The organism is Allocoprococcus comes (assembly GCF_013300725.1).
Taxonomy (GTDB): domain Bacteria; phylum Bacillota; class Clostridia; order Lachnospirales; family Lachnospiraceae; genus Allocoprococcus; species Allocoprococcus comes_A.
In genome coordinates this window covers 1-24532 of record NZ_JAAIMM010000027.1, presented here as the reverse complement: position 1 = coordinate 24532, position 24532 = coordinate 1, and the positions used below count along the sequence as shown (strand labels likewise).

Sequence of the window (24532 nt, the reverse complement as noted above, 5' to 3'; positions counted from 1 at the left end):
ACTCATATAGACTTTCTCCTTTCGGAACATTTTTACCTAATGAAAGGAGAAACAAATGAACAAAAGAAAAGAATTCTCAAAACTTAACCTGTTGGACAGATTTTTATTCGATGAAGCAATGGAAGATTCGGAGAATATGAAAACGGTACTGGATATTATTCTGGGGCAGGATATCCCACTTAGATTGCCACCACATTCTGAAAAAGAAATGCGGACTTTTCCGGATAACCGGCAGGTCCGATTAGATGTCTATGCATGGGATGACGATGATACTGTGTACGATACAGAAGCGCAGAAGGAAGATACAAAGAATCTTCCCAAACGCAGCCGCTTCTATCAGGCGGTACTGGACAGTAATCTGCTGCCACCTGGAAGTGTCGATTTCAATAAACTAAATCGTGCTTTTATCATTCTGATCATGCCCTTCGATCCATTCGGAAAAGGATTTTACAAGTATACTTTCCGAATGAAATGCGAAGAATGTCCAGATCTTGATCTGCAAGATGAAGCAACACGTATTTTTCTAAACTGCCATGGCACGCATCCTGAAATGGTATCACCGGAACTGATAGAGTTACTTCATTACATGGAAAAATCAACGAATGAGGTCGCGGGTTCGTGCACAAGCCAGAAGATTAAATTGCTCCATCAGAAAGTCTGTCAGATCAGGTCGAACAAGAAAATGGAGGCGAAATTCATGCGCGCATGGGAAGAAAGAGAAATAGAACGTCAAAAAGCCTTTGCTGAAGGTGCGGAAGCTGGAATCGAGACCGGAAAAACTCAAGGAAAAAATGACCTTTTAAAAAGTCAGGTCAAAAAGAAATTAGAAAAAAAATATTCCAAAGAACAAATCGCAGATATGCTGGAAGAAGATGTCGCAACCATTGAAGCAATTATTAACGAATTACAATAGCTAAATGCCGGTCAGAAAGAGAAAAACTATCACTGATATCTTTTCCTGCATACCAGATCACGACAGCAAGAGATCCCTGCACCATTTACGGCACAGGGATCTCTTTAATCTCTTTCCGTTCCATTCCAATTAGCTAGAAGCACTCCAGAAATATTTCCAGAATCTCCTCATGTGTCATCTTCTTATAACTTCCATCCACCAGATAACAAGAATCCGCAATCTCTTTCAGATCCTCTTTTTTCTCCACACCTACTTCCCGAAGTGTTGTCGGAAGTCCGATCTCTCTGATAAAATCAGCCAATGCCTCTACGCCAGCTTCAGCCATCTCTTCATCGGTACGACCATTTCTCGGAATCTTCCATACATTTTCCGCAAAGCGGGCAAATTTCTTTGCGCCTGCCTGACAGATATGCCGATAATAAACCGGATGCAGCACAGCAAGTCCACATCCATGACTGCAGTTGGTATAAGCACTGATCTGATGCTCCATCTGATGGCATTCAAAATCACATTTTTTGCCAAGCTTGATGATCCGGTTCTCTGCCATGGTAGACAGCCACATCAGATTACTTCTTGCTGTATAATTCTCCGGATTTACCAATGCCGCACGAAGGCTTGTTATCACGCCGCGCATCAGAGCTTCCGAAATATCATCCGATACGTTATCCTCGTCCGGCTCACTGAAATAAGTCTCCATAACGTGAGACAGGATATCAAAGCTTCCTGCCACCATCTGTTTTGTCGGAACTGTATAAGTATAAGTCGGATCCATTAATGCAAATTCCGGATTGCATTTCGGGTAATCCCGGTCTGTCTTGATCATGACCTCTTCATTGGTAATGACTGCTCCCCCGTTGCACTCGCTGCCTGTTCCGGACGCTGTTACGATCACGCCAAGTGGCATCGGTTCAAAATCCACAACACCCTTCTTCGCCCAGTACTCATCCCACACATCTTTCTCGCTGACCGCTGCCATGGAAATTGCCTTGCTGCAGTCCATAACCGAGCCACCGCCGACTGCAAGGATCCAGTCCACCTGTTTTTCCTTTACCAGCTTTGTGCCTTCCAGCACCTTCTTATAAGTCGGATTTTCCATAATCCCCGGAAATTCTATGATTGTTTTCCCTGCTTTTTCAAGTGCCGCTGTGACTTCCTCATAAACTCCATTTTTCCTGATCGAGCCACCGCCATAGGCAAGCAGAACCTTATCCCCATGCGCCGCAGCGATTTCCGGCAGATACTCGCCGACACATCCTTTCCCGAAATATACTTTCGTTTTATTTTCAAAAATAAAGTTATTCATCTTTTTTCTCCTTTATGTAATTTAAGCAAAATATGTTTCGGCAGATTTTCTTTTTCAATGATCCATTCCGAAACATCCCTCTTTTACCACAGATACTTATATTATAGTCCCTGAAAAAATTTATCGTCAATATCTTTCCGGTTTATGCACATTTATGCACATTCCAAAATGGAACCCACAATTTTCCCGAAGTACTTCTTTACATGGTTTTCCATGCTATCATGTAGTTTATACAGGTTTCTCGTTACTGTTCACAGTACCTGTGACCAGCAACGCATCTCGCCATTTTAAATCGCCTTTGGCGATGGGCGAGATGCCGTTCAAGATAAAACGTGCATCCTCCGTGCCAATCAGCGTAGTGATTGACACGGGAGTGAACAGTAACGTTTTCTCGCCAGCAGTTTTTAATCAATTGCAAAAAAACATGCAAAATAAACAGATATATGGTATTATAGAAAGCAAAAAACAGAAAGTACAGGAGGGTTAACATATGTATATTACATGTCTGGATGTCGAAGGAGTACTTGTACCGGAAATCTGGGTTGCATTTGCAGAAGCAAGCGGAATTCCGGAACTGAAAAGAACCACAAGAGATGAACCTGATTATAACAAACTGATGCGTTGGAGACTGGATACTTTAAAAGCTCATGGTCTCGGAATCAAAGAAATTCAAGAAACAATTTCCAAGATTGATCCGCTTCCGGGCGCAAAAGACTTCCTGGATGAGCTACGTTCCTTCACCCAGGTAATCCTTCTCAGTGATACCTTCACCGAATTTGCAATGCCGCTCATGGAAAAGCTTGGTCATCCGACGCTTTTCTGCAACAGTCTGGAAATTGCAGAAAATGGCGAAATCACAGACTTCAAGATGCGTGTGGAAAATTCCAAACTAACAACCGTAAAGGCACTGCAGTCCATCGGATTTGAAACGATCGCAAGTGGCGATTCTTACAACGATCTGGGTATGATCCAGGCAAGTAAGGCAGGATTCTTATTCCGTTCAACCGACAAGATCAAAGCGGATTACCCGCAGATTCCGGCCTATGAAACCTATGAAGAGCTGCTTGGCGCAATTAAAGACGCGATAAAATAAAAGATAATTGCCATGGCGACATGCGTAGAGAAACCTTACCGTTTTTCAGTTTTTACGTCTGAAAATTGGTAAGGTTTTTTTACAACTATCTCGTATACATGGTTTCTTCTTCTCCGTCATCGCCACCAGGATTTATCGTGCCGAGCTGATTCCAGTCCAAAATAACGGAATCAGTAAACGCATTGATGACAAGACCAGTTAATGTATATTGTGATCTCTTTGCCATATCCATTACATCAGAAAAGCGTAAAAAACTTTCATTCATAACCTTTTCGCAAATCTGACCACTCAAAAGCTCATTTGCTTTTCCTTCTATCCTCGAAATAGTCCATGGTTGTTCGAATAAAAATGTGCGCAATGATGCAATATATCGGGTTTCTCCTTTACAATCCGAAAAAATCTGCTTCTTCGCGCTTTATCATTCCAGATTTTACAATTGATCCATCGTATTTCCATCGGAAGAAGTTCTTCAAAAAAATCTTTTTTCGAACGGTATTTTGGGGGAACATTCCACACAGATGGATTTTCTTTACATTTGCCCGGATAAAAAATCTCGTAAACTTCTTTTAAATTCATTCCGGCTGTCCCTCCTTTATTCAAGCACCATTATTTTTCAACAAATTTGTTGAATATGCATATTTATTTTAACATTATAAGGTTGTATTTACATTGATTTTTAGGTTGTAATTACATATGCAATAAAAAAGTCCTACAAACTGCTTAATTTTACAGTTTGTAGGATTTTCGTCTTTTATCACTTTTTCATTGACTCTCGAGTGCGCTTCTATGATATGATAATGATACCATGGGCAAAAGGTCAGAAAGCCGATGCAAGCTTGCTTACAAGAGGATTTTTGACCTCTTGACCCGCCAAAAACATGAGTAAGTAGCCATTTTTCAAAGAAAAATGAGCGGATTACAAAGGAGATTTTTATCATGAGAGAAACTATTTTAGGCAATCATTTGCAAAAAATTCCTTCCATTGCAGTCGGATGCATGCGACTTTCTGAGAAATCGAAAGAGGAAATGAACCATTTCATTCACTCTGCGTTGGAACAGGGCGCATATTTCTTCGATCATGCGGATATCTACGGCGGCGGTATGAGCGAGACCGTGTTCGGCGAAGCCTTTGCCGGCGATCCATCCCTGAAACGGGAAGATATTTTCCTGCAGTCAAAATGCGGCATCCGTCAAGGTTATTATGACCTCTCAAAAGAGCACATTTTGAAATCTGTCGATGGTATTTTAAAACGGCTTCAGACAGATTATCTCGATCTTCTGCTGCTCCACCGTCCGGATGCACTCGTAGAACCGGAAGAGGTTGCTGCCGCATTTGATACTCTGTTTGAGAGCGGAAAGGTTCGCCATTTTGGTGTTTCAAACCACAAACCGATGCAGATTGCACTGCTACAGAAGTATGTCCGCCAACCGCTCGTTGTCAACCAGGTTCAATTCAGCATTCCGGTTTCCAATCTTGTTGCAAATGGCATGGAAGTCAATATGGAAACCCCTGGTTCAATTGACCACGACGGAAGTCTGCTCGACTACTGCCGCCTCCACGATATCACCCTCCAGGCCTGGTCACCATTTCAGATGCCGGCATGGAAAGGATGCTTTCTCGGAAGTGACCAATACCCGGAACTGAATCAAAAGCTTCATGTACTGGCTGAAAAATATAATGTCAGCGACACTACCATTGCGGCTGCGTGGATTTTACGCCACCCGGCAAATATGCAAATCATTACCGGAACCGCAAGCGAAAGTCGCCTGAAAGAAATTATTGCAGCATGCGAGATAACACTGACTCGCGAAGAATGGTATGAGCTGTACCTGGCTGCAGGTCATCCGCTTCCATAAGGATTTTCGGCATTATATTTCTGATTTTATATTCTTGCTAACTTATGCTATTACCCGCACCGTTGGTGCGGGTAATTCTATTTCCGGAATAAACAGACAGTTAACAAACTGAAGCTGCTTTATCAGTTGGCCACGATTTTCTAAGTGCCACATAGGAAATCACAAAATTGGCAAACCAGCCAGCCGGTACGGCAAGCCAGACAAATGCGATACCAAAACGAGGTGCAAAAATCAAAGCAACTGCCAGGCGGATCGCAAGGTTTACCATATTGGCGACGAGAAACGGGCGCATGACTCCCAGTCCACGGAGGACTCCATCTGTTGCCATTTTGATACCCATAAAGATGAAAAAGAAACCAAGCCATCTCATATAATCCCCGGACACCTGATATGCCAGAGCGGTTCCGTCTTTCCCCAGGAATAACGAGGAAATCTGCGTATGAAGCGTTTCAATGACTATAAAAGCAAGAATTGCAAAACATAAATCCAACACCAGTGCCGCATGATATCCTTTTTTGATACGTTCCAATTTCTTTGCGCCAAGATTCTGGGAAACATACGGTGAAACTGCATTTCCAATGGATACAAAGATCAGTGAAAAAACGTTCTCTACCCGCATCGTTGCCGAATAACCGGCAAGTGCCTGTGTACCGAACGGATTTACAACTGCCTGTACGATCATCATGCCAATCGACACTGTAGACTGCTGAAGAACAGATGGTACAGCGATCCGAAGCATGGAATGCAATTCCTTCCCATCAAACCAGTCAAAGCGACTTTTATATCGGCGCATCCGGCTAAAGAAAATGAAAAGTGAAAACACTGCTGAAATCCCCTGTGCAATGAGGGTTGCAAGGGCTGCACCAAATACCCCCAAACCAAGTCCGGCCACCATCCAGAGATCCATAATAATATTCAAAATAGAAGAAAATATCAACAGTCCCAACGGAATCTTTGACTCACCGATCGAGGTAAACATCGTTGAAAGGATGTTATACATAAACAAAAACGGAAATCCCACAAAATAAACACGAAGGTACAGTACTGCTTCCTCCAGTATATCAGCAGGTGTCTGCAATAAACTCATCATCGAATGGGAAAAACAAAAGCCAAATACACCCAGAAGTACGCTTAGAATCAGGAAGCTGATCAGTGATGTTGACACAATTGTTTTCATTTTACTATAATCTCTGGCTCCAAAATAACGGCTCACGAGCACTCCTGCACCGACACCGGCACCCAATGCTATACAAATGAAGACATTCGTAAGTGCAGCACAGGCACCGACTGCCGCCAGCGCAGACGAACCAACAAACTGACCCACAATAATAGAATCAGCCATATTATATACTTGTTGAAAAAAGCTGCCTAAAATCATAGGCATTGCAAAAACAGTCAACGCTTTAAGCGGCGCATCTGTAATTAAATATTCATCTTTTGACATCCTCCAGTTCCTCCTGCTGTTTATTTTTTTCGTACTTCCTCAATTCTTCCAATGCCTCTCCACCCATAGGATACAAAGTCACAATATTAAAAATCGTCATAAGTCCGATTCCCACATCACCAAGATCCCATACAATATGGTAAGCCGCAATTCCTCCGATAAAGAGCATCACAAGTGCGAGGATTTTATATGCTGTCTGCCAGCACCACTTATCCCCTAAAAGATATGCCACATTTCCTCTTGCATAAAACAGGATTCCAAGAAACGTTGAAAAGCTGAAAAGGAACAACGTAACCGCAATAAAGATCACGCCAAATTTACCGAGATGATAATTCATTGCTGTCTGCAAAAGCTCCATTCCTTCCAGTCCTGCTATCATCTTTTCCGGCACAAGAAGCATGATCATCGCCGTACAGCTGCAGATCACAATTGTATCTATAAATACACCAAGTGCCTGTATAAGTCCTGCTTTTACAGGCGTATCACATTCTGCAGCTGCAGCTGCGCACGGAGCAGATCCGGAACCTGCCTCATTTGAAAATAACCCTCTTTTTACACCATTCATAAGAACTGCGCCGAACCCACCGGCGGCTGCCTGACGGATCCCAAACGCTTCCTGGATAATCCGCTCAAATACCCCCGGCAGGCTTCGGATATTCAACAAGATAATGACTATCGTAATCACAAAATAGCAGACTGCCATGATTGGGACCAGAATATCCAGCACCTTTACTGTGGCATTTTTTCGCAGTACGATCACTGCCGCAACGGCTACCAGAATCACCGTCGTAAAAATTGGCGGAATCCCAAATGCATTTTCAAAAGAAGATGCAACCGAATTACTGATCACCTGACTGATCCCGGCCCAGCAGATGAGCCCTGAGATTGCAAAGAGCACCGCAATACAGACATGTTTCTTTGTCTTTCCTGTCCGTCTCTCTGCATAATGATGCATATAGTATGCCGGACCTCCGCGGTAGCCTCCGTAAAGCGGATCTTTCTCTTTATAAAGCTGTGCAAGCGTTGCCTCGATAAATGCGGTTGAAGAACCGATAATCGCTGTGATCCACATCCAAAAAACCGCACCGGCACCACCTGCGGAAACGGCAGCAACTACTCCAACCAGATTCCCCATTCCGACTCTTGTTGCAGTTGAGACGATCAATGTCTGAAAGGTTGACAAACTGTCATCCTCCTTCTTTTTCCCGGTAAGTGCGCGAACCATATCGCCAAAAAGACGAACCGGCAAAAATCTTGTTCTGATCGTGAAATAAATTCCTGTGGGGATCAGCAAAATAATAAGCAGTGATACACCAAAAGAGGAGTCTCCCGGAAGTGGTATCCTCAAAAGATCTCCCCATAAAAATTGGTATACTGCCTGAATCCATGTAGTTATCATTTCTCTCGTTTCCTTTTCTTTAAATTAATGTTCTCGTCTATTTTATCACAAAGCTATTCTTTAGAATACAAAAAACACGGAAAATTCCGTGTTTTTTGTACTTACATCCTCTTCTTGGATTATTCTCCCCAACGAAGTCCTTTTCCGGCTTCTACCGCTTTATCATAAATCACCTTCGCTGCTACCAGATCCTGTGCAGCAACTCCTACGGTTTCATATACGATAATTTCTTCGTCATTTTCACGTCCTTTGATCTTTCCATTGATCACATCTCCAAGGCTTCCAAGCACATCCTCTTCTGTAATGATTCCGTCTGCGATCGGAATCAGAAGGTCCCCCGTCTCTGAAAGTGCTGCCTCTTTTGAATCACAGATGATCTTAGATGCTCTCGGTAAAACCGCCGGATCCAGCTCATGCTTATGAGGTTCATAAGTACCTACGCAGCTGATAGTTGCACCGGCCTTTACCTTTGTTCCGTCAAATACCGGTTTTGCGGAAGGAGTAACAGTAATAATAAGATCTGCATCTTCGATACAGTCATCTGAATCCTTAGCCGGTATGATTTTCGCGCCATATTTTGCCAGTTCCTTCTGCATTTCTTCGGCAAATGCTTTGCATCTTTCTTCATTCAGGTCAAAGATCTTTACTTCTTCCAGCTTTCTTGCTGCGAGCATTGCCTCAAGCTGAGCTGCTGCCTGTCCCCCTGTACCGATCATTGCACCTTTTTTACATTCCTTTTTCCCAAGCAGATCAAATGCTGCACCGGAAGACGCCCCCGTACGAAGCTGTGTCACATAAGTTCCATCCAGCATCGCAATCACATATCCTGTCTTTCCGTCGATCAGCATAGTCTGCGCCGGTGATGTCATCAGATTGTTATCGATATTGTGTGGAAAAATGTTGATCACCTTCATGGCTGCTGCATCTAATTCCGGAGCATAGGCCGGCATAAACAGAAATGCACCGTCATACTTTCCGTTGATGACTGTACGAAGCGGTGTATCTACCGTACCATCGACAACCATTTTAAATGCCTGCTTGTCCGCTTCGATCATGTCTTTCATTGTAATTACACTTTTAATATCCTCTTTTGAAAGCAATAACATACCCGTTCTCTCCTTATCCTTATCAATACTTTTATTCGTGATGATATCCGTAATCTGCATCCAGTGCCCATGGCTGCATTGCACCGCCTTCTTCTGCCGGTCTGCAGTTCTGTGCGTAAATATTTAAAACACCCTTCTGCTGCTTAAGTGGCGGACGTACCCAGGATTTTCTTCTTTCTGCTAAAATCTCATCGGATACGAGAAGATTGACGGTTCCCCCTGCAATGTCCATCTCAATTTCATCACCATTTTCGATCAAAGCGATCACACCGCCGTCATAGGCTTCCGGAGAAACATGTCCGACGATTGCTCCGTAGTTGAATCCGGAGAAACGTGCGTCTGTGATAAGCCCGACCTTTTTATCAAGTCCAAGTCCGATCAGAGCATCGATACTAAGCATCAGCTCTTTCATACCCGGTGCTCCTTTACAGCCTTCATAGCGGATAACAAGAATGTCCCCCGCGACAATCTCGCCTGCCATAATGGCTTTATACGCATCCTGATCGCATTCATACACTTTTGCCGCACCTTTGATGTATTTTACTTCTTCATATACTGCTGTCGGACGTACAATCGCTCCTGCCGGTGAAATATTTCCCCGCATGATTTTAAGTCCCGGTTCTTTTGCTACAGGATCTTCCAGCGAATGAATGACTTTATTTGGCGCGCTTTTCACAGAATCGAGGAGTTCACCCCAAGTTGTATCCCCGTAAATCGTCGGCGCGTCAGTGTGGATTTTACCGGCAAGCTGCTTCATGACCTGCTTTACACCGCCGGCATAATGAAAATCTACAACTGTATACGGTCCGCTTGGAATCACTGCATTGATGCAGTAAATTTCCTTCGCATACTTTTCAAACTCTGCCAGTGTAAGCTTAATACCAAGTTCATATGCGTATGCCAGGATATGAAGTACCGCATTGGTAGATCCTGCAACTGCCATATCAAACATGATCGCATTTTCCAGAACATCTTTGGTGATCAGATCTTTTGGTGTCTTTCCGGACCTGGCAAGCTGTACCATGTATTTTCCTGCTGTTCTTGCAGCACGAAGTCTTGCATTATCTGATGCAGGAATCGTAGATGTTCCCGGCATAACAAGGTTCAATACCTCACCTAACATCTGCATCGTGTTCGCTGTTCCCATGGAAGGGCAGGCACCAAATGAAGGGCAGACACTTTCTTCCATTTCAAATAATTCTGCCTCAGAAGCATCTGAGAATCTTGCTGCATCCAGATCTGCCTCTACAACTGTCTTACCGCAGTAATTTCCGGCCTGCATTGATCCCCCGGTCACTACCAGGGCCGGAATATCCAGTCTGCATGCTGCCAGATAACATCCGGCAATAATCAGATCACAGGATGCCACACAGCAGATCGCATCGAAATTATGTATTCTGGATACAAATTCGATGGACATTGCCACGATATCTCTTCCTACCTGCTCATACTTCATCTCATCCGCACCATTTGCCACATTTCCGCAAGTAGCCGGGATTCCGAATTCTACCGGGATTCCTCCTGCTGCCCAGATTCCCTCTTTTACAGCCTCTGTCACCTGGCGAAGATGCGCAGTTCCGGGAGAACCTGCCATGTAAGAATTCGGTATTCCGATATGCGGTTTCTGGCGGATATCCTCATCCGAATATCCTGCCGCCTTCATCATAACACGGCGGTGTGCCGCTTCTGTTCCGTTCCAGTAATCGTATCCCATTATTCTTCTCCTTTAATTCATGATACATGTTAAAAGCCTTTGAATTTCATTCCCCTCCTCTATGCTATTCCAGTTTCCGGTCATTGAAAAGTCTGTAAAACTGATATCAGATTTCACTTTTTCTTAATACAATATTAACTCTTTGATTTGCGCTTATATTTTCACTTTTTCTTATGTTTGATTTTAAAAAAATTTATAATAAAATCCCGCGGATATTGATTATCTTCCTTATATTAAGTAAGATAGTAAAAGAGCATTGTTTATCAACACCACGGGAGGTTACATCATGTCTAAATACGATGTGATTCTTGATGTCTATGAGAATCAGAGCATCTCAAAAGCTGCTCAAAAACACAACTACACACAGTCAGCTGTCAGCCAGACCATTCGCAATTATGAAAAAGAGATTGGTCTCAAGCTGTTCAAGCGTTCAAAAAACGGAATGGAAGCACTTCCCGGGACAGAACCCATCTTTGAAGAACTTATGCATATCCGCTCCGCCAATACACGGATCGATCAGATTGTCTCAAATATCAACAATCTGGACAGTGGCTTTATCCGCATCGGAACGGTGCAAAGCATTGCCTATAACTGGCTCCCCGGAGTACTGAAAAATTTTTCCGCCGAATACCCGAATATCACCTTTCGGCTCTATGTTGACGGATTTCAGAACCTGACGGAAAAACTTCGAAAAAAAGAACTGGACTGTATTTTTGTTTCGCAATATGTTGCAAAGGATTTTCCAAATCTGCCTGTCGGCACCGATGAACTGGTTCTGGTTACTTCCCTGGACCATCCTCTTGCCGATCAGCTGACGGTATCTTTTGCCGATATTGACGGACAGGATTTTGTTCTCTCCGCCGATGATTTTGATTATGAAACCGGAAAATTATTCCGCTTAAACCATATCACCCCTAACGTAAGATTCCGGATCAATGAGGACTATACTGCGATTAAAATGGTGGAACAGGGCTTTGGCATCACTGTACTTCCCAAACTTCTGCTCCATAATATTCCATTCAATGTCTGTGTCCGTTCCTTTACCGAACACTTCCGCAGGAATCTGTCCGTGGCCTATCTGGATACACCTGAACTCTCTCCTGCACTTGATAAGTTTCTTACCTTTGTTACTAAATGGGCCAAAGAATGTAAGCTGATCTGATTTCCTGTCACACGCAAAACGGCACAAAGTTCTGCTATGACTTTGTGCCGTTTTGCGCGTAACTTTATTTTGTTTATTTTCTCAGACCATCTCTGAGCGCATCCAGATTATTTCTCTATAATTCCGTATTTATAACCACTTTCTTTCATTAATTCAAGGTATGGTTTCGGATCAAAATATTCCGGTGCATAGACCCCAGCTTCTTTCCAGATTCCTCTTCCGATCAGCTCCAGTGCAAGTGCTGCTCCAAATCCTGTCTGGGCGGTAACAGCCTGGGTTCCCCATCTTTCGATAGACTCCTGATTATCAAATGGCTGATACAGGAAATATTCTTTTTCCTTTCCATCTTTCTTTCCGATACACTGTACTCCGACCAGCATTTTTCCAGTCATCTCATCTCCGATATCTTTTGGCTGCGGCGCACACGCTGCAACCACATCTCGTGGAACTACTTTCACATCCCCTACCTGCATCGGCTTGATACTGCGAAGTCCCAGCTTATCCAGCACCTTAAGTGCCGTGATCAGATTCTCATCAAGACTGATCTTGAAGGTTGCCTTTTTCAATCCATACTGGCTTAAGTAGCGTGCCATCGTCACGACTTCCTCATGCTCAACTTTGACCAGCGTATTTGCGCCAACTCCTTCCGGCATCTCATATACTTCCTGTCCGGCAAACGCTTTTTCTACGATAAATCCGCCCTTTTCCTCATCATACTCAACATTCGGGTTCATTACCTCATCCAGCACAGTCCACACGTTGAATCCAAACATGATATCATCCGGATCTGCGCCCGGAACAGACAGATTTCCGCCGTCTTTTACATGAACCTCTGTAATCTCATCCAAAAGTTCTGTCGCTGCGTATTTTGCAAATACATTTACAACACCCGGATCGATCCCCATACAGATCACAGCCATATTTCCCTGCTTCTTCCAGGCTTCATGGCGGTCAAAATTATATTTTGTCATTGGTTCTGTATAGCTGTTCTCGATTCCGAGACCATACGCAGGATGTTCCATCGGAACAGACCAGGTTCCCATACTTCCGTAGTCTGCACCTGTTTTAAACGCAGCGTCAAAAATCATATTACTTGCAAAGGGCGGCGCCGCATCCATCACAAAATCAATTTTATGCTCCCGGATCATTTCTGCCATTTCCTCTGTATTTGTCGCATCGATCTTAGAGGCTTCAAAACGGGTATCCCCCTTCATCATAGTAACAACTTCTTCTGCCCTTTTTAGATCATAATCACAGACCAGGACATATTCCAGCCATTCTCCCTTCGGATCTCTCCACTGCATTACTTTTAAAATACTTTCACCGACAGCACCGGCTCCTACAAGCATCATTCTCATCTTTTTTCCTCCTGCTTTTCCTTTTCTTCTGTCAAATTTTTTTCAAAAAATGCCCTTTCCTTTCTTCCTCAGATAATACTTTTGTATACCACCACATACCGCCTGCTAACAGTCTCATCTCATATAAGTGCCCATATAAAAAGGACAGAAAAAAACAGATGCACGAAAAAATCGTTCATCTGTTTTCTCTGTCCTTTTACCAGTTGGTTCTAGCCTCGTAGGTGGTGCTTTCTTTGCACACTCTCCAAAGATTCGTCAGGTCGCCTTCCTTTTTGCCTGTCAGTTTCCACGAAAGGAAGATGTTTACCTTACGCTTTGCTTCTTCGGCCCCTTGCGGTGTCTAGGACGTCCCTCATCCGACATATTCTTGATAAACTTAAGTTTACCCTTTTTTGTCCATCCGGTCAAATCTTTTATTTCTTTCCTCCGAAAATAGCTCCCATGAAACGGATATATGTGTAAACAACAAGTGCTACCGCAATGATCGTCTCGATCAGAACTACATACTGAAGGAACGGCATTGGATGTCCCATATTTGCTGCGCATGCCATCGTCTGTTTACTTGCGATTGCGCTGATAACAAATGGGAATGTGAATGCTGCATAGCTTGGGAAGAATGGCATCTTCAGATAGCCAACTGCTTTTACCAGTGCGAAAATGTAAATAACAGTTGCCACTACAAACATTGCCATCAAAAATCCGTATGATTTCGGTGTTACGGACTGTACATAACCTGCAATACACAGGCTGGTCGGTGCTGCGTAGATACAGATCAGCGGTTTTGCCGGATCCGGCACTTCTTTAAACTTCACATAACGATAGGTTACAAGTACAAGAAGTACGATCAGTGTTACAAATCCAAACCAGAATGCTGCGGTTCCGATTCCAAGCTGCTCATAAGCCGGTGCTGTAACAGCCGCTACAGCGATTCCTACATATACAATATAATAGCTTGCAAATACTTTCGGCATCTGAAGTTTCAGAACAAACTTCACCGTAAAGTATATGATCAGAATGATGTGAAGAATGATTGCCAGAAGCCATATGTAATAAGCTGCCTTTCCGATAAACGGTTTTACATAAGTACTGAGAATCATAAGTGCCATCGGAAATGTTCCGGATACGCTTGCCATGATCGGATTTCCCATATCTTCTTTCACTGCTCCCGGGAACATGATCAGCTTCAAAAGCACCAGTATCAGAAGAAATGCTGCGAATATACCGCATACATAACGGATTCCTTCTGAATAGCTCTGAAGTAAATTTCCAAGTGCTGCCGCGCCAAGCATGACTCCACAAAGCGGAATCGGTACTTTCTTAATTACGTCTTTCATTGTTTCTTTCCCTTTCTCTCATCAAGCGGCTGTCGTTACCACTTCATTTAGATATCTGCAATTTTTCTTCTTTCGCACGGTTCATCAATTTCATCCAGATTCTTGATGCCGAGCTCACGACAGACGATCTGTGCTACCTTCCATGCACAAAGTCCTGTGAAATAAATGCACTGTTCTTTGTGTTCGCCCTGTCCCATATTGAATTCCTTTGTAAGAACTCTGCAGCAGATCGCATTTTTACCATTTGCCTTCTTGAACCAGTCATGAAGTTCGTGTGTAAGCTCCATACATTTGATACTCTTCGGGTTAGTCGGTCCATCCTGCTCGGTACGTCCAAAGAACATTCCAAGTGCAAGAATTCCTCCGTTAAATGCACCGCAGGCACATCCGGATTTTCCTGCTCCTACTGCCATTCCGGATGCCATAGCTACAACTTCTTTCGGCACATCCAGTTTGAATTCATCACGAATTGTGCTGACCAGAGCTTCACAGCAGTAATATCCATCTTTAAAACATTTCTCTGCCTTTCTCTGCACCTCTCTTGGACTGATTTCTGTTACCCCAATATTCATTTTCAAAACCTCCTGTAAAATTATATTTGTGCCGGCGCGATTATTTGTATATTCTGCCAGCATCCATGTATTATTATTATATTCTTTTGTGTATTTTATTCAAATTCATTTTTTCTATAAATATTCCATTATTATAGTTACTTTCTATTTAAGCGAAAATGTCGACAAAAAAATCACAAACTATACTCTGCTTTTTCATGCATTCTGTATAGTTTGTGACTCGCCTGCAACTTTTCGTTACTTCTTAGCAACTTTTTTCTTATCGTGTAATCTCTCCTGAGCGGATCTTTTGCAGCCATTCCTGTACGTGTTTCCGGAAACACTGCACGCCTTCATTCTCTTCTTCATCTTGTCTTGTGATCATGCAGGCTTTCCATTCATATCTTCCATCAGAAAACGGGATCAGCTTCATTCCGTCTTCCCGCATGTCATCATAAATAAAATCTACTGTCACAGAAATCCCTTTATTTGCCTTTACCATCTTGTGGCACAGACTGAAACCGCTGGTCTGGAAAATAATATCCGGTTCAAATCCTGCCTCCTCACATCTTTCCGTGATCAAGTGATAGATATGGAACTGACTGCTCTCAATAAACATCGGCTCTCCCTGCAGATCTTCAATTGTGACACTTTCTCGCTGTGCAAGAGGATGCTTTTCATTAACCAGAAGCTTGATTGGAAATGTTTCCAGCGGCACAACCTGATATAAATGCTCATCAAAATCTCCGATGGAAAATGCCACATTTCCTTCATTACCGGCAAAAAGCTGTTCGACTGGAAGATCCGGATATTCCCGGTAATGGAATTCGATATCCGAATACTTTTCCCTAAATGCCACAAGACAGTCCGGCGTAAGCAGACGCAAGATTCCATATGCTGACAGAAGATCAACAACCTTCTTCTGCCTCTGCTCGATATGCAGGATATCTTTCTTTACCTGATAGTAATCGTCTACATCCTTCAGCGCATACTCGCGAAATCTTTCTCCGCTCTCTGTAAGCTTCATCCCTGACTTATCCCGGATAAACAGCTGGCATCCCATTTCTGTTTCAAGGTTTTTCAGTACCTTACTTGTTCCCTGCGGTGTCATATAAAGAAGTTTGGATGCTTTGGAAACACTGCCTTCCTGCGCGATCGTCAGAAATATTTTCAAATCATGAATATCCATCTATTTTCTTCCTCTTTTACTATTCATCCTGACCACCATTCAACAATTTTACCTAAAAAATTAAATCCAGTTGCAATCTCCATCGGTAATCGCAAGACTGAGAAGTCCGTCCATCTTCTCAACCTCTTCTTCACCAACGATCTTTTCCAGTAATTCTGCCGTATCAAAAACATCTTCCATGGATTCGTCCGGTCCGATTTCATAGTCGATCTCTGCCTCACATTCCGGACAAGGGATTCTTTTCATTGTCTGTAAAGACAAAAAACGATTGCCACATTTCTTACATTCATAAAATCCGCACTCTTTCGTGCCGTCTGGTACATAGTACATTGTATTTTAACTTCCTTTCTGTGTCTTATTTCCTTTACGATATACAAAATGTTTTGCCTCTTTCGCATTCCCCTTCACCGCTTAGTATACACTATTTGACATATAAAAGTATAGATTTGTCCTGATTCATATACAAACTCATAATGTTCTCTGGCACATTCCTGATTTCCGTGAAAAATACCTTATAAAAATAAAAAGAAAGAACTATTTTCCATTTCAGGAAAACAGTCCTTTCACTCATCCATTTATTCTTCAACTTTCACCGGATCTGTCACACTTACTTTGTGATCATACCAGACACCTTTGGTTCCGATAAGAGCAACATCAAACTCTTTGTCCAACTCCGGAACCGGAATATCAAATCCATAGACCTCTTCGGTATCACCATTACTGTATGTCACCGTATCTGTGGTAGGTTCCAGCAGCTCTGCTCCGTCTTTTTTCGCATCCTTTGCTTTTCCAACAAACAGATTTACGATATGTTTGGAATGAAGACTGACATGAATCGTCATTTTACCGTCTTTTACCGTAAGTGTTCCTTTTCCGTCATTCGCTTCATTTACATGAAACATTCCACTGTCAGTCTTGAACTCTGCTGTGTAAGTTCCATCTTCCAGTTCACACTTTGGTGTCTCTTCCTTTTTGTCTTCCTTTGAAGAAGCTTCCTGTTCCACCTTTGCTTCCCCATCCGATGTGTCTGACTTCGCACCGCATCCACTCATCATTCCCACTGCCATTACAGCAGAAAGTACCAATACTAACAGTTTTTTCTTCATATTCTAATTCCCTCTTTTATATTATTCTGCATCAATTGCAGCCTGTGTATGTGCTACATAGATCTGCTGGATTGCATCGATTCCACCAAGACCTGCGATCTGTGTATCAATGCTGTTAAATGCTCCCGATGCTTCAAACTGGCTCTTCCAGGAATCGTCATCATCGCCTGCCATATCGTTGTTTGCATGGTCTCCTGCTACAACCATCAGAGGACGAAGGATTACTTTCTTGTATCCTGCAGCTTTAAGCTTTCCGATGACTGCTTCACAAGATGTATCTTCCGGTTCACCTTCTACAGTTCCGATAAATACATTGTCATAACCAAGATCATTCATCTGGGTCTGCATCTGAGAGTAACTGATCTTTGCTGTATGAGAAGTTCCATGTCCCATGAATACAAAAGCTGTTCCATCTTCCTTAGCTGCATCGAGGCTGTCAAATCCAGCTGTCTTAACAGCTTCTGAAGTGATTGCTTCTGCAACTTCTGCTTTATCTTCATTAACTGCTGTCTCATCTGTTCCTACTTCACCAAGAAGCGGTTCTGCAATTTTTACAGATTCAAATTTATCTTTGTAACTCTCAACTGCTTCTGTCAGCTCATCATACTCTGCGCCATGCATCAGATGTGTCGGCTGTACGACCAGGTTCTTAACCCCGTTGTCGATTGCTCTTTCCAGTGCCTGATCCATGTTATCGATCTTTTCATCATCACGGGCCTGTACATGATTGATGATGATCTGTGCTGTAAATGCTCTTCTTACAGACCAGTCCGGATATGCTGCCTGAAGTGCTTTTTCGATACCGCCGATATCCTTTGCACGGCTGTCATTGAAGGATGTACCAAAGCTTACAACCAGAATTTCATTTTCTCCAATATTATCTTCGTTCAGCGGATCATCTTTCGATGCATCACCTGTATCTCTTCCGAAATAATCCGGGTCAGCGTTCTCGCCTTCTACCAGCTCTTTCTGTGCATCGGTAAGCTTATCCCATGCTTCTTTTGCAGCTTTGCACTGTTCATCTGTCTTATCTGTTCTTTCCTGTACATAAATGTCATCGATCAGCTTTGCCACTTTGTCTGCCGCCTCCTGATCGCTGTCCTTTGAAGTTTCCTCTGTTTTTGCAGAAGAAGTATCTTCGGTCTTTTTGTTTCCGCATCCAGCCATCATGGATACAGTAAGTGCCGTTGCCAGTAATGCCACTAATAATCGTTTCTTCATCTTGATCCTCCCTGATTTTTGTCATACTTTCAGGAAACAGAATTATATTCATCGCACTTTACAGCATATTTTTTTCAAGCAAAAAAAATCCCTCGTATGTAAATTTACCGAGGGCGTACAAAAAAGAAACCGACCTTCTGCTCTGTGCAGAATCAGTCCGAAGTCTCTGTCTTTCGTACTGCCAGTTACTCGTGGCATGAACTTTCCGTTCCTGTACTGCGAAAGGCAGGTCTCCCGACTAATTGCTCAGACGCTTGTGGCTTTCCTTCCCGGTTTCCCAGTGGTACAACAGCCAAAGCTTGCAAATTACGGTGACGAGTTCGCACAGGACTTACACCTGTTTCCCTTTTCACCAATCCCGATAGATTCCATCTGATTGACACCTTACGCATCTGTATATATTTTTGAAACAAGCATATTCTAGCACAGGCTTGTAAGTAGTGTCAAGAAAACTCACTCTGCTCCGCTATCAAAAAAAATCTATCCGTTTGCCTTCTTCAGCACCGGCATCCGGAAAATCTGCACGATCAACGGGATTACCATAATAAACCACACGATCGGCTCTGCAATGATAACACCCGTATATCCAAGATGCGGGACCAGTGTAAATGCGATCACAATTTTCCCAAGCATCTCCAGTGTACTGGATACGATCGGTGTAATATGGTCATCCAATCCCTGCATGGCATTTCTCACCACACAGATCACGGCTGTTACATAATAAAATAACGTATCAAATTTCAGATATCTGGTCGCATTTAAGATCACATTCTCATTATGTGTCCCTGTTACCAGATAGACCAGCTTGTCTCCGATCGTGTAACTTGCCACGATCACAAGGGTACACCAGATACAGGTATAAAAAATCGCAAGCCAGATCCCTTTTTTGATCCGGTCAATCTTTCCGGCACCCAGATTCTGTCCACAGTAGGTCGCCATGGTATTTCCAAATACGGTAAACATGATCATGAACATTTCGGTCAGTTTTCTTGCTGCTGTCTGTGCCACAATATAATCGGTTCCCAGCTTATTGATCGCAGTCTGAAGTGTCAGAGATCCAATATTGATCAGAGAACTCATAAATCCCATAGACATTCCCGCACCAAGCATATTTTTCACCATTGTTGGATTTGGATCTCTAAAATCCTCCCGGCCAAGTCTTAATAATTCATATCTCTTTACCATGTAGATCCAGCAGACAACAAATGCAATCGCCTGTGCAAGTACCGTTGCGATTGCAGCTCCCTGTACGCCGCTTTTCAGTACTACAACAAAAAACAAATCTCCGATAATATTCAGTGCAACTGAAATTGCCAGGATCACCAGCGGTGTTACCGTGTCACCCAGTGAGCGGAGCGCAGCTGCACAGGCATCATAGAGAAAGGTCGCCACAAGTCCTGCGATGATTACGAAAATATAGCTTTTTGCTGTTCCCATCAGATTTACCGGAACATTCAGTATGTTCAAAATCGGCTGTAAAAAAAGCAGCCCGAATACTGTAAAAAATAACGCAATTCCTGTACCCATGGTCAGCGACATTGCGAATGATTTCTTAACACTTTTATAATCCTTTGCACCGAATTTCTGTGCGATAATAATGGCGAACCCACCAGAAAGTCCCTGCAGAAATCCTATGATCAGATTGCTCAGGGTTGTGGTCGCGCCGACAGCTGCCAGCGCGTCCTCTCCCAGGAAAGTTCCGACAATTCTGGTATCCACAAGACTGTATGTAAGCTGCAGAAGATTTGCGAAAAAGATCGGCAGCGCAAAAGCCAGTATCAGTGTGGACGGTTTTCCCTTTGTAAGATCTTTCATATTCTAAATTTCATCCTGTCTAATTCTTCTTGTCCATCAATCCGAACTGTATCGTAACGCAGGTCGCAATGATCAGTCCAAACATATAGAACGAATATTTCAGTACATTAAGTGGTGATACATCAGCAAGTGCCGTAATCATCAGCATACCACCATCATGTGGCATCAGTGCAATAAATGCGCAGGCAAAGATATCCACCAGACTGGCAAGTCTCTTCGGTGCGATCTTATATTTTTCCCCGATTTCTTTTGCGATCGGACAGGTAACAATGATCGCGATCGTATTATTTACCATAGCTGCGGAAAGGATACCTGACATCAGTCCGATTCCATATTCCGCACCACGTCTGCTCTTGATCTTGCCGCTAATCGCGCCCACCAGCCATTCAACACCGCCATATTCACGTACAAGACCGATAATACCAGATACTAAAATCGCAACGATACTGATGCTGAACATATCGCTCATACCACTTCCAATTGCCTGGATCCATTCAAAAAGTCCACAGCTTCCAACACAAAGTCCAATGATACCGGATGCAAGTATTCCTACAAAAAGGACTACCGCAACATTAACTCCCATAAGTGCCGCAATCAGAACAATGAAATAAGGAAGGACTTCGATGATACTATAGCTTCCTGCTTCGATTGCTCCGCTTCCGACTCCGCCAAAAATCGAGTACAGGATTATTGCCACAATTGCCGCCGGAAGAGCAATGAAAAAGTTCATTTTAAATTTGTCTTTCATCTCAGAACCACATCCTTCTGCTGCCGAAATGGTTGTATCTGAAATCATGGAAAGGTTATCTCCAAAATAAGATCCTCCGATCACTGCCGCACCGACTACCGCAACATTTAAATGCGCTCCCTGTGCCACATTGATCGCAATCGGAGCCATCGCTGCAATCGTTCCCATGGATGTTCCGATCGATGTAGAAATAAAACAGCACATCAAAAATACACCCGGAACTAAAAGCTTCACCGGAATAAAATGCAGACAGAGATTCACAACCGAATCTTTTCCGCCCATTGCCGCTGCTGCTCCCTGGAATCCACCAGCCATCAGGTAGATCAGAACGATCATCATAACTCCTGAATTTCCCATGTTCGTTGTCATAATATTCAGCTTATCCTGTACACCCATGCCACGGTTAAGGAGAAGTGCTACCGCACAACCTGCAAGAAGTGCGACGTGACGCGGAAACTTTCCGAACGGTTCGTCTGCTCCAAGCAGTGTAAATGTAATCCCACACCCTACATAACATACCAGAAATACGATCAATGGGAGAAATGCCACTGCCCCCATATTTTTCTTTTGTCTGTCCATCTTTTTTTCCTCTCAATCCTTTTTTTATATTATTTTGCTGCCAGATGCTTATCCAGTGCGTCTTTCAGCTGTGTCAGTGCCTGCTCTACCGTTGCACGCGGACACGCTACATTAAATCTTTCAAACTGTGCAGTCTCCGGTCCGAAGATAATTCCGGAATCCAGCCACAATTTCGCTTCCTCCAGCATCAGATGTTCCAGCTCTTCATTGCTGAATCCGTACCCGGAGAAATCAACCCATACCAGATAGGTTCCTTCCGGCTCTACCATCTTCGCCTTCGGGAAATTCTCTTTCACGAACTTGCTCATATACTGTACATTTTCGTAAATATACTGTACCAGTTCATCTACCCATTCGGCACCTTTTGTATAACATACCTTGACAGCAAGCTGTCCCATCAGGCTTCCCTGACTGTAAGCTGCCTGGGTATTCGCCCACTGGTATTTTTTTCGCAGCTCTTCGTTTGGAATGATGATATTTGCCGGCTGAAGTCCTGCCACGTTGAATGTCTTTCCCGGTGAGCTGTAGAGCGCAAGAATCTGACGGTATTTTTCATCCAGATTCATACAGCTTGTGAAGGTATGTCCCGGGAAAATGAAATCACAGTGCATCTCGTCCACCATCCAGGTCACGTTGTATTTCAGGCAAATCTCTGCAACTCTTTCCAGTTCTTCTCTTGTCCAGACTCTTCCGACCGGATTGTGCGGATTACAGAAGATCAGTGCTTTTACGCCCTCTTCCAGGATCGTTCTCTCCATCTTCTCAAAGTCGATTGAATAATGATTGTTCTCATAACGCAGCTGGCAGTTCACCAGTCTTCTTCCGTCATTCTTGATAACTTCACTGAACGGATAGTATACCGGCTGCATCACCATCATGGCATCTCCCTCTTCGGTAAATGCTCTTACACTGGTTCCCAGCGCATAGACGATTCCCGCGCCAAGCGTTACCCATTCCGGTTCGATCGTGTAGCCATAGCGTGTTGAGAACCAATGGTTCATCGCCGCAAAATATTCATCAAGCGGATCTGTATAACCAAAAATCCCATGGTCAATTCTCTTGTGGAATTCATCCAGAATTTCATCCGGAAGACGGAAATCCATGTCTGCCACCCAGAGCGGAAGCAGGTCATCCCTTCCCTTTCTCTTCATTCCGAAATCATATTTCAGGCAGTCCGTTCCATGTCTGTCGATCACTTCATCAAAATTGTATTTTCCCATCTGTGTACTCCTTTGTATTCCTTCTCCGTCTCTTATACCGCATTTTCTATGGTATGTCAATATTTTCCTACTTATAAAGTATGCTGTTCATCACTGCTCACAGAACGCGCTTTGAGCAGTAGTGTTTCTCCACTTTATTACAATAGTCAGCTTCTTCTATTATATAATAAAAATAACTGCGAACAAAGTATCCACAGTTATTTTTCCATTATAAATATTCTTTTACCTCATCTCCAACACGTAATGCGTGAAAAAACCGACTCCCATAACAAACAGCCGATTCTCTGTCATCGGATGCAGATATATACCATATACACGGCATACATGCAAAGCATTGCAATTCCTTCTTTGCGATTAATCACCTTAGATGTCCATGCAAATACCAGAACGACCAGACTCATCATGATCAATACAACCGTATCAATGATGTTGTCCATAAGGAACACAACCGGACTGATTGCACCTGCGACACCAAGTACCAGAAGAATATTGAAAATATTGGAACCAATTACATTTCCAAGTGCCATATCCACTTCGTTCTTCCTTGCCGCAACGATGGATGTCATCAGCTCCGGAAGGCTTGTTCCCATCGCAACGATCGTAAGTCCGATCAGTGTCTGGCTGAAGCCAAATGCCAGCGCTATCGCTGAAGCACTGTCTACAACAAAATCGCCGCCAAATTTGATTGCGATCATTCCTCCAACAATAAAGATTACACATTTCCACATCGGAAGAATTTTGATCTCTTCGTCAACAAATTCTCCCTCTTCTTGCATCAGTTTGTCTTCTTTATGTGCTGCTCTCGCCTTCTTTGCAGAATTGATCATCCACAGAAGATAACATACAAAAAGAATCAAAAAGATAAAGCCATCTACATGTCCAAGAATCATTCCGATGTACCCAAGTACCATCAACAGTGCCGCACAAAAAATAGACAGTGGAAATTCTTTTTTCAGTGTATCTTTTTCAATCGTAAGCGGTGCAAATAAAGCACAGGCGCCACAGACAACCATCAGGTTAAAGATGTTTGATCCGACAACATTACTTACCGCAAGAGTATTATTGCCAGTCAGTGATGCCGTTACACTGACCGCACATTCCGGAAGACTGGTTCCCATCGCAACGATCGTCATACCGATGATCATCGATGGAATCCGAAGCTGCCTGGCAACGGAAGAGCTGCCCTCTACGAAGTAGTCCGCTCCTTTTAACAAAAGTACAAATCCTATGACAAGGATAATGACTGATTTTATTAGTTCCATAGTAAAAGTCCTCTCTTTTAAATAACATGTTTTAAATAGCAACTTTCACTATAGAACAAGAAGGACAGACTGTCAACAAACTCCTCCTATTTATTTTATTACCTCCTACTACAATATATTTATGGTTAATATCCCTTACAGCCAGTAAGGAATTATCC

At 43.2% G+C, this 24532-nt stretch carries 21 protein-coding genes and 1 riboswitch; of the genes, 4 read left to right on the top strand and 17 right to left on the bottom strand.

The annotated features are described in order from the left end of the window. The first annotated feature begins 55 nt into the window (after positions 1-55). Entirely contained in the window at positions 56-913 is an 858-nt protein-coding gene (locus tag G4407_RS13190) for an Rpn family recombination-promoting nuclease/putative transposase (protein WP_173689238.1), read from the top strand. A gap of 133 nt (positions 914-1046) precedes the next feature. Here G4407_RS13190 and G4407_RS13185 read toward each other — a convergent pair whose 3' ends face one another. Then, positions 1047-2216, bottom strand: a complete 1170-nt coding sequence (locus tag G4407_RS13185; protein WP_173689237.1) for an iron-containing alcohol dehydrogenase — start codon at positions 2214-2216, stop codon at positions 1047-1049. Positions 2217-2706: 490 nt separating this feature from the next. On the opposite strand from G4407_RS13185, the gene thrH reads away from it, so the two are divergent. Then, entirely contained in the window at positions 2707-3309 is a 603-nt protein-coding gene (gene thrH / locus G4407_RS13180) for a bifunctional phosphoserine phosphatase/homoserine phosphotransferase ThrH (RefSeq protein ID WP_173689236.1), read from the top strand. An 85-nt stretch (positions 3310-3394) separates the two neighbouring features. On the opposite strand, the gene G4407_RS13175 is transcribed toward thrH, so the two are convergent. Continuing rightward, complete coding sequence (locus tag G4407_RS13175) at positions 3395-3535, bottom strand: hypothetical protein (RefSeq protein ID WP_173689235.1); 141 nt, start codon at positions 3533-3535, stop codon at positions 3395-3397. A 710-nt stretch (positions 3536-4245) separates the two neighbouring features. Between G4407_RS13175 and G4407_RS13170 the strand changes: the two genes are divergently transcribed. After that, positions 4246-5166, top strand: coding sequence for an aldo/keto reductase (locus G4407_RS13170; RefSeq protein ID WP_173689234.1), 921 nt, complete (start codon positions 4246-4248; stop codon positions 5164-5166). 100 nt (positions 5167-5266) lie between these two features. On the opposite strand, the gene G4407_RS13165 is transcribed toward G4407_RS13170, so the two are convergent. The 4 genes from G4407_RS13165 to ilvD form a co-directional block, all read right to left on the bottom strand. Next, positions 5267-6610, bottom strand: a complete 1344-nt coding sequence (locus G4407_RS13165) for an MATE family efflux transporter (protein WP_173689233.1) — start codon at positions 6608-6610, stop codon at positions 5267-5269. Next, complete coding sequence (locus G4407_RS13160) at positions 6597-8009, bottom strand: alanine/glycine:cation symporter family protein (protein ID WP_173689232.1); 1413 nt, start codon at positions 8007-8009, stop codon at positions 6597-6599. The genes G4407_RS13165 and G4407_RS13160 overlap by 14 nt, the downstream gene beginning before the upstream one ends. 119 nt (positions 8010-8128) lie before the next feature. After that, positions 8129-9115 (bottom strand): ornithine cyclodeaminase family protein, encoded by a 987-nt coding sequence (locus tag G4407_RS13155; RefSeq protein WP_173689231.1) that lies wholly within the window; start codon positions 9113-9115, stop codon positions 8129-8131. A gap of 31 nt (positions 9116-9146) precedes the next feature. Then, on the bottom strand, positions 9147-10829 hold the full coding sequence (gene ilvD / locus G4407_RS13150; protein ID WP_173689230.1) for a dihydroxy-acid dehydratase: 1683 nt from the start codon (positions 10827-10829) through the stop codon (positions 9147-9149). Between the two features lie 286 nt (positions 10830-11115). Here ilvD and G4407_RS13145 point away from each other — a divergent pair, with 286 nt between their 5' ends. Then, positions 11116-11991: a LysR family transcriptional regulator gene (locus G4407_RS13145; protein WP_008368761.1), complete on the top strand. Its 876-nt coding sequence runs from the start codon at positions 11116-11118 to the stop codon at positions 11989-11991. A 107-nt stretch (positions 11992-12098) separates the two neighbouring features. Here the strand turns inward: G4407_RS13145 and G4407_RS13140 are convergent, their stop codons facing one another. The 11 genes from G4407_RS13140 to G4407_RS13090 form a co-directional block, all read right to left on the bottom strand. After that, complete coding sequence (locus G4407_RS13140) at positions 12099-13349, bottom strand: saccharopine dehydrogenase family protein (protein WP_173689229.1); 1251 nt, start codon at positions 13347-13349, stop codon at positions 12099-12101. 413 nt (positions 13350-13762) lie between these two features. After that, the gene (locus G4407_RS13135) at positions 13763-14683 is read right to left on the bottom strand and encodes a TDT family transporter (RefSeq protein WP_173689228.1); all 921 of its coding nucleotides are present in this window, start codon (positions 14681-14683) and stop codon (positions 13763-13765) included. A 47-nt stretch (positions 14684-14730) separates the two neighbouring features. After that, the gene (locus G4407_RS13130) at positions 14731-15255 is read right to left on the bottom strand and encodes a C-GCAxxG-C-C family protein (RefSeq protein ID WP_173689227.1); all 525 of its coding nucleotides are present in this window, start codon (positions 15253-15255) and stop codon (positions 14731-14733) included. Positions 15256-15514: 259 nt separating this feature from the next. After that, complete coding sequence (locus G4407_RS13125; protein WP_173689226.1) at positions 15515-16423, bottom strand: LysR family transcriptional regulator; 909 nt, start codon at positions 16421-16423, stop codon at positions 15515-15517. A 60-nt stretch (positions 16424-16483) separates the two neighbouring features. Further along, complete coding sequence (locus tag G4407_RS13120) at positions 16484-16753, bottom strand: FmdB family zinc ribbon protein (RefSeq protein WP_173689225.1); 270 nt, start codon at positions 16751-16753, stop codon at positions 16484-16486. Positions 16754-16998: 245 nt separating this feature from the next. Then, a complete protein-coding gene (locus G4407_RS13115) occupies positions 16999-17529 on the bottom strand; it encodes a hypothetical protein (protein WP_173689224.1) in 531 nt (176 codons plus the stop codon). Positions 17530-17550: 21 nt separating this feature from the next. Further along, complete coding sequence (locus G4407_RS13110; protein ID WP_173689223.1) at positions 17551-18750, bottom strand: sirohydrochlorin cobaltochelatase; 1200 nt, start codon at positions 18748-18750, stop codon at positions 17551-17553. Between the two features lie 207 nt (positions 18751-18957). After that, positions 18958-19152, bottom strand: a riboswitch (cobalamin riboswitch). Positions 19153-19230: 78 nt separating this feature from the next. Then, complete coding sequence (locus G4407_RS13105; RefSeq protein WP_173689222.1) at positions 19231-20565, bottom strand: MATE family efflux transporter; 1335 nt, start codon at positions 20563-20565, stop codon at positions 19231-19233. Between the two features lie 19 nt (positions 20566-20584). Beyond that, on the bottom strand, positions 20585-21892 hold the full coding sequence (locus G4407_RS13100; protein WP_173689221.1) for a Na+/H+ antiporter NhaC family protein: 1308 nt from the start codon (positions 21890-21892) through the stop codon (positions 20585-20587). 29 nt (positions 21893-21921) lie between these two features. Then, positions 21922-23112 (bottom strand): MalY/PatB family protein, encoded by a 1191-nt coding sequence (locus tag G4407_RS13095; protein WP_173689220.1) that lies wholly within the window; start codon positions 23110-23112, stop codon positions 21922-21924. 287 nt (positions 23113-23399) lie between these two features. Next, positions 23400-24374 carry a calcium/sodium antiporter gene (locus G4407_RS13090; protein WP_173689219.1) on the bottom strand — a complete coding sequence of 325 codons (975 nt, stop codon included), beginning with the start codon at positions 24372-24374 and terminating at the stop codon, positions 23400-23402. Positions 24375-24532: the final 158 nt, after the last annotated feature.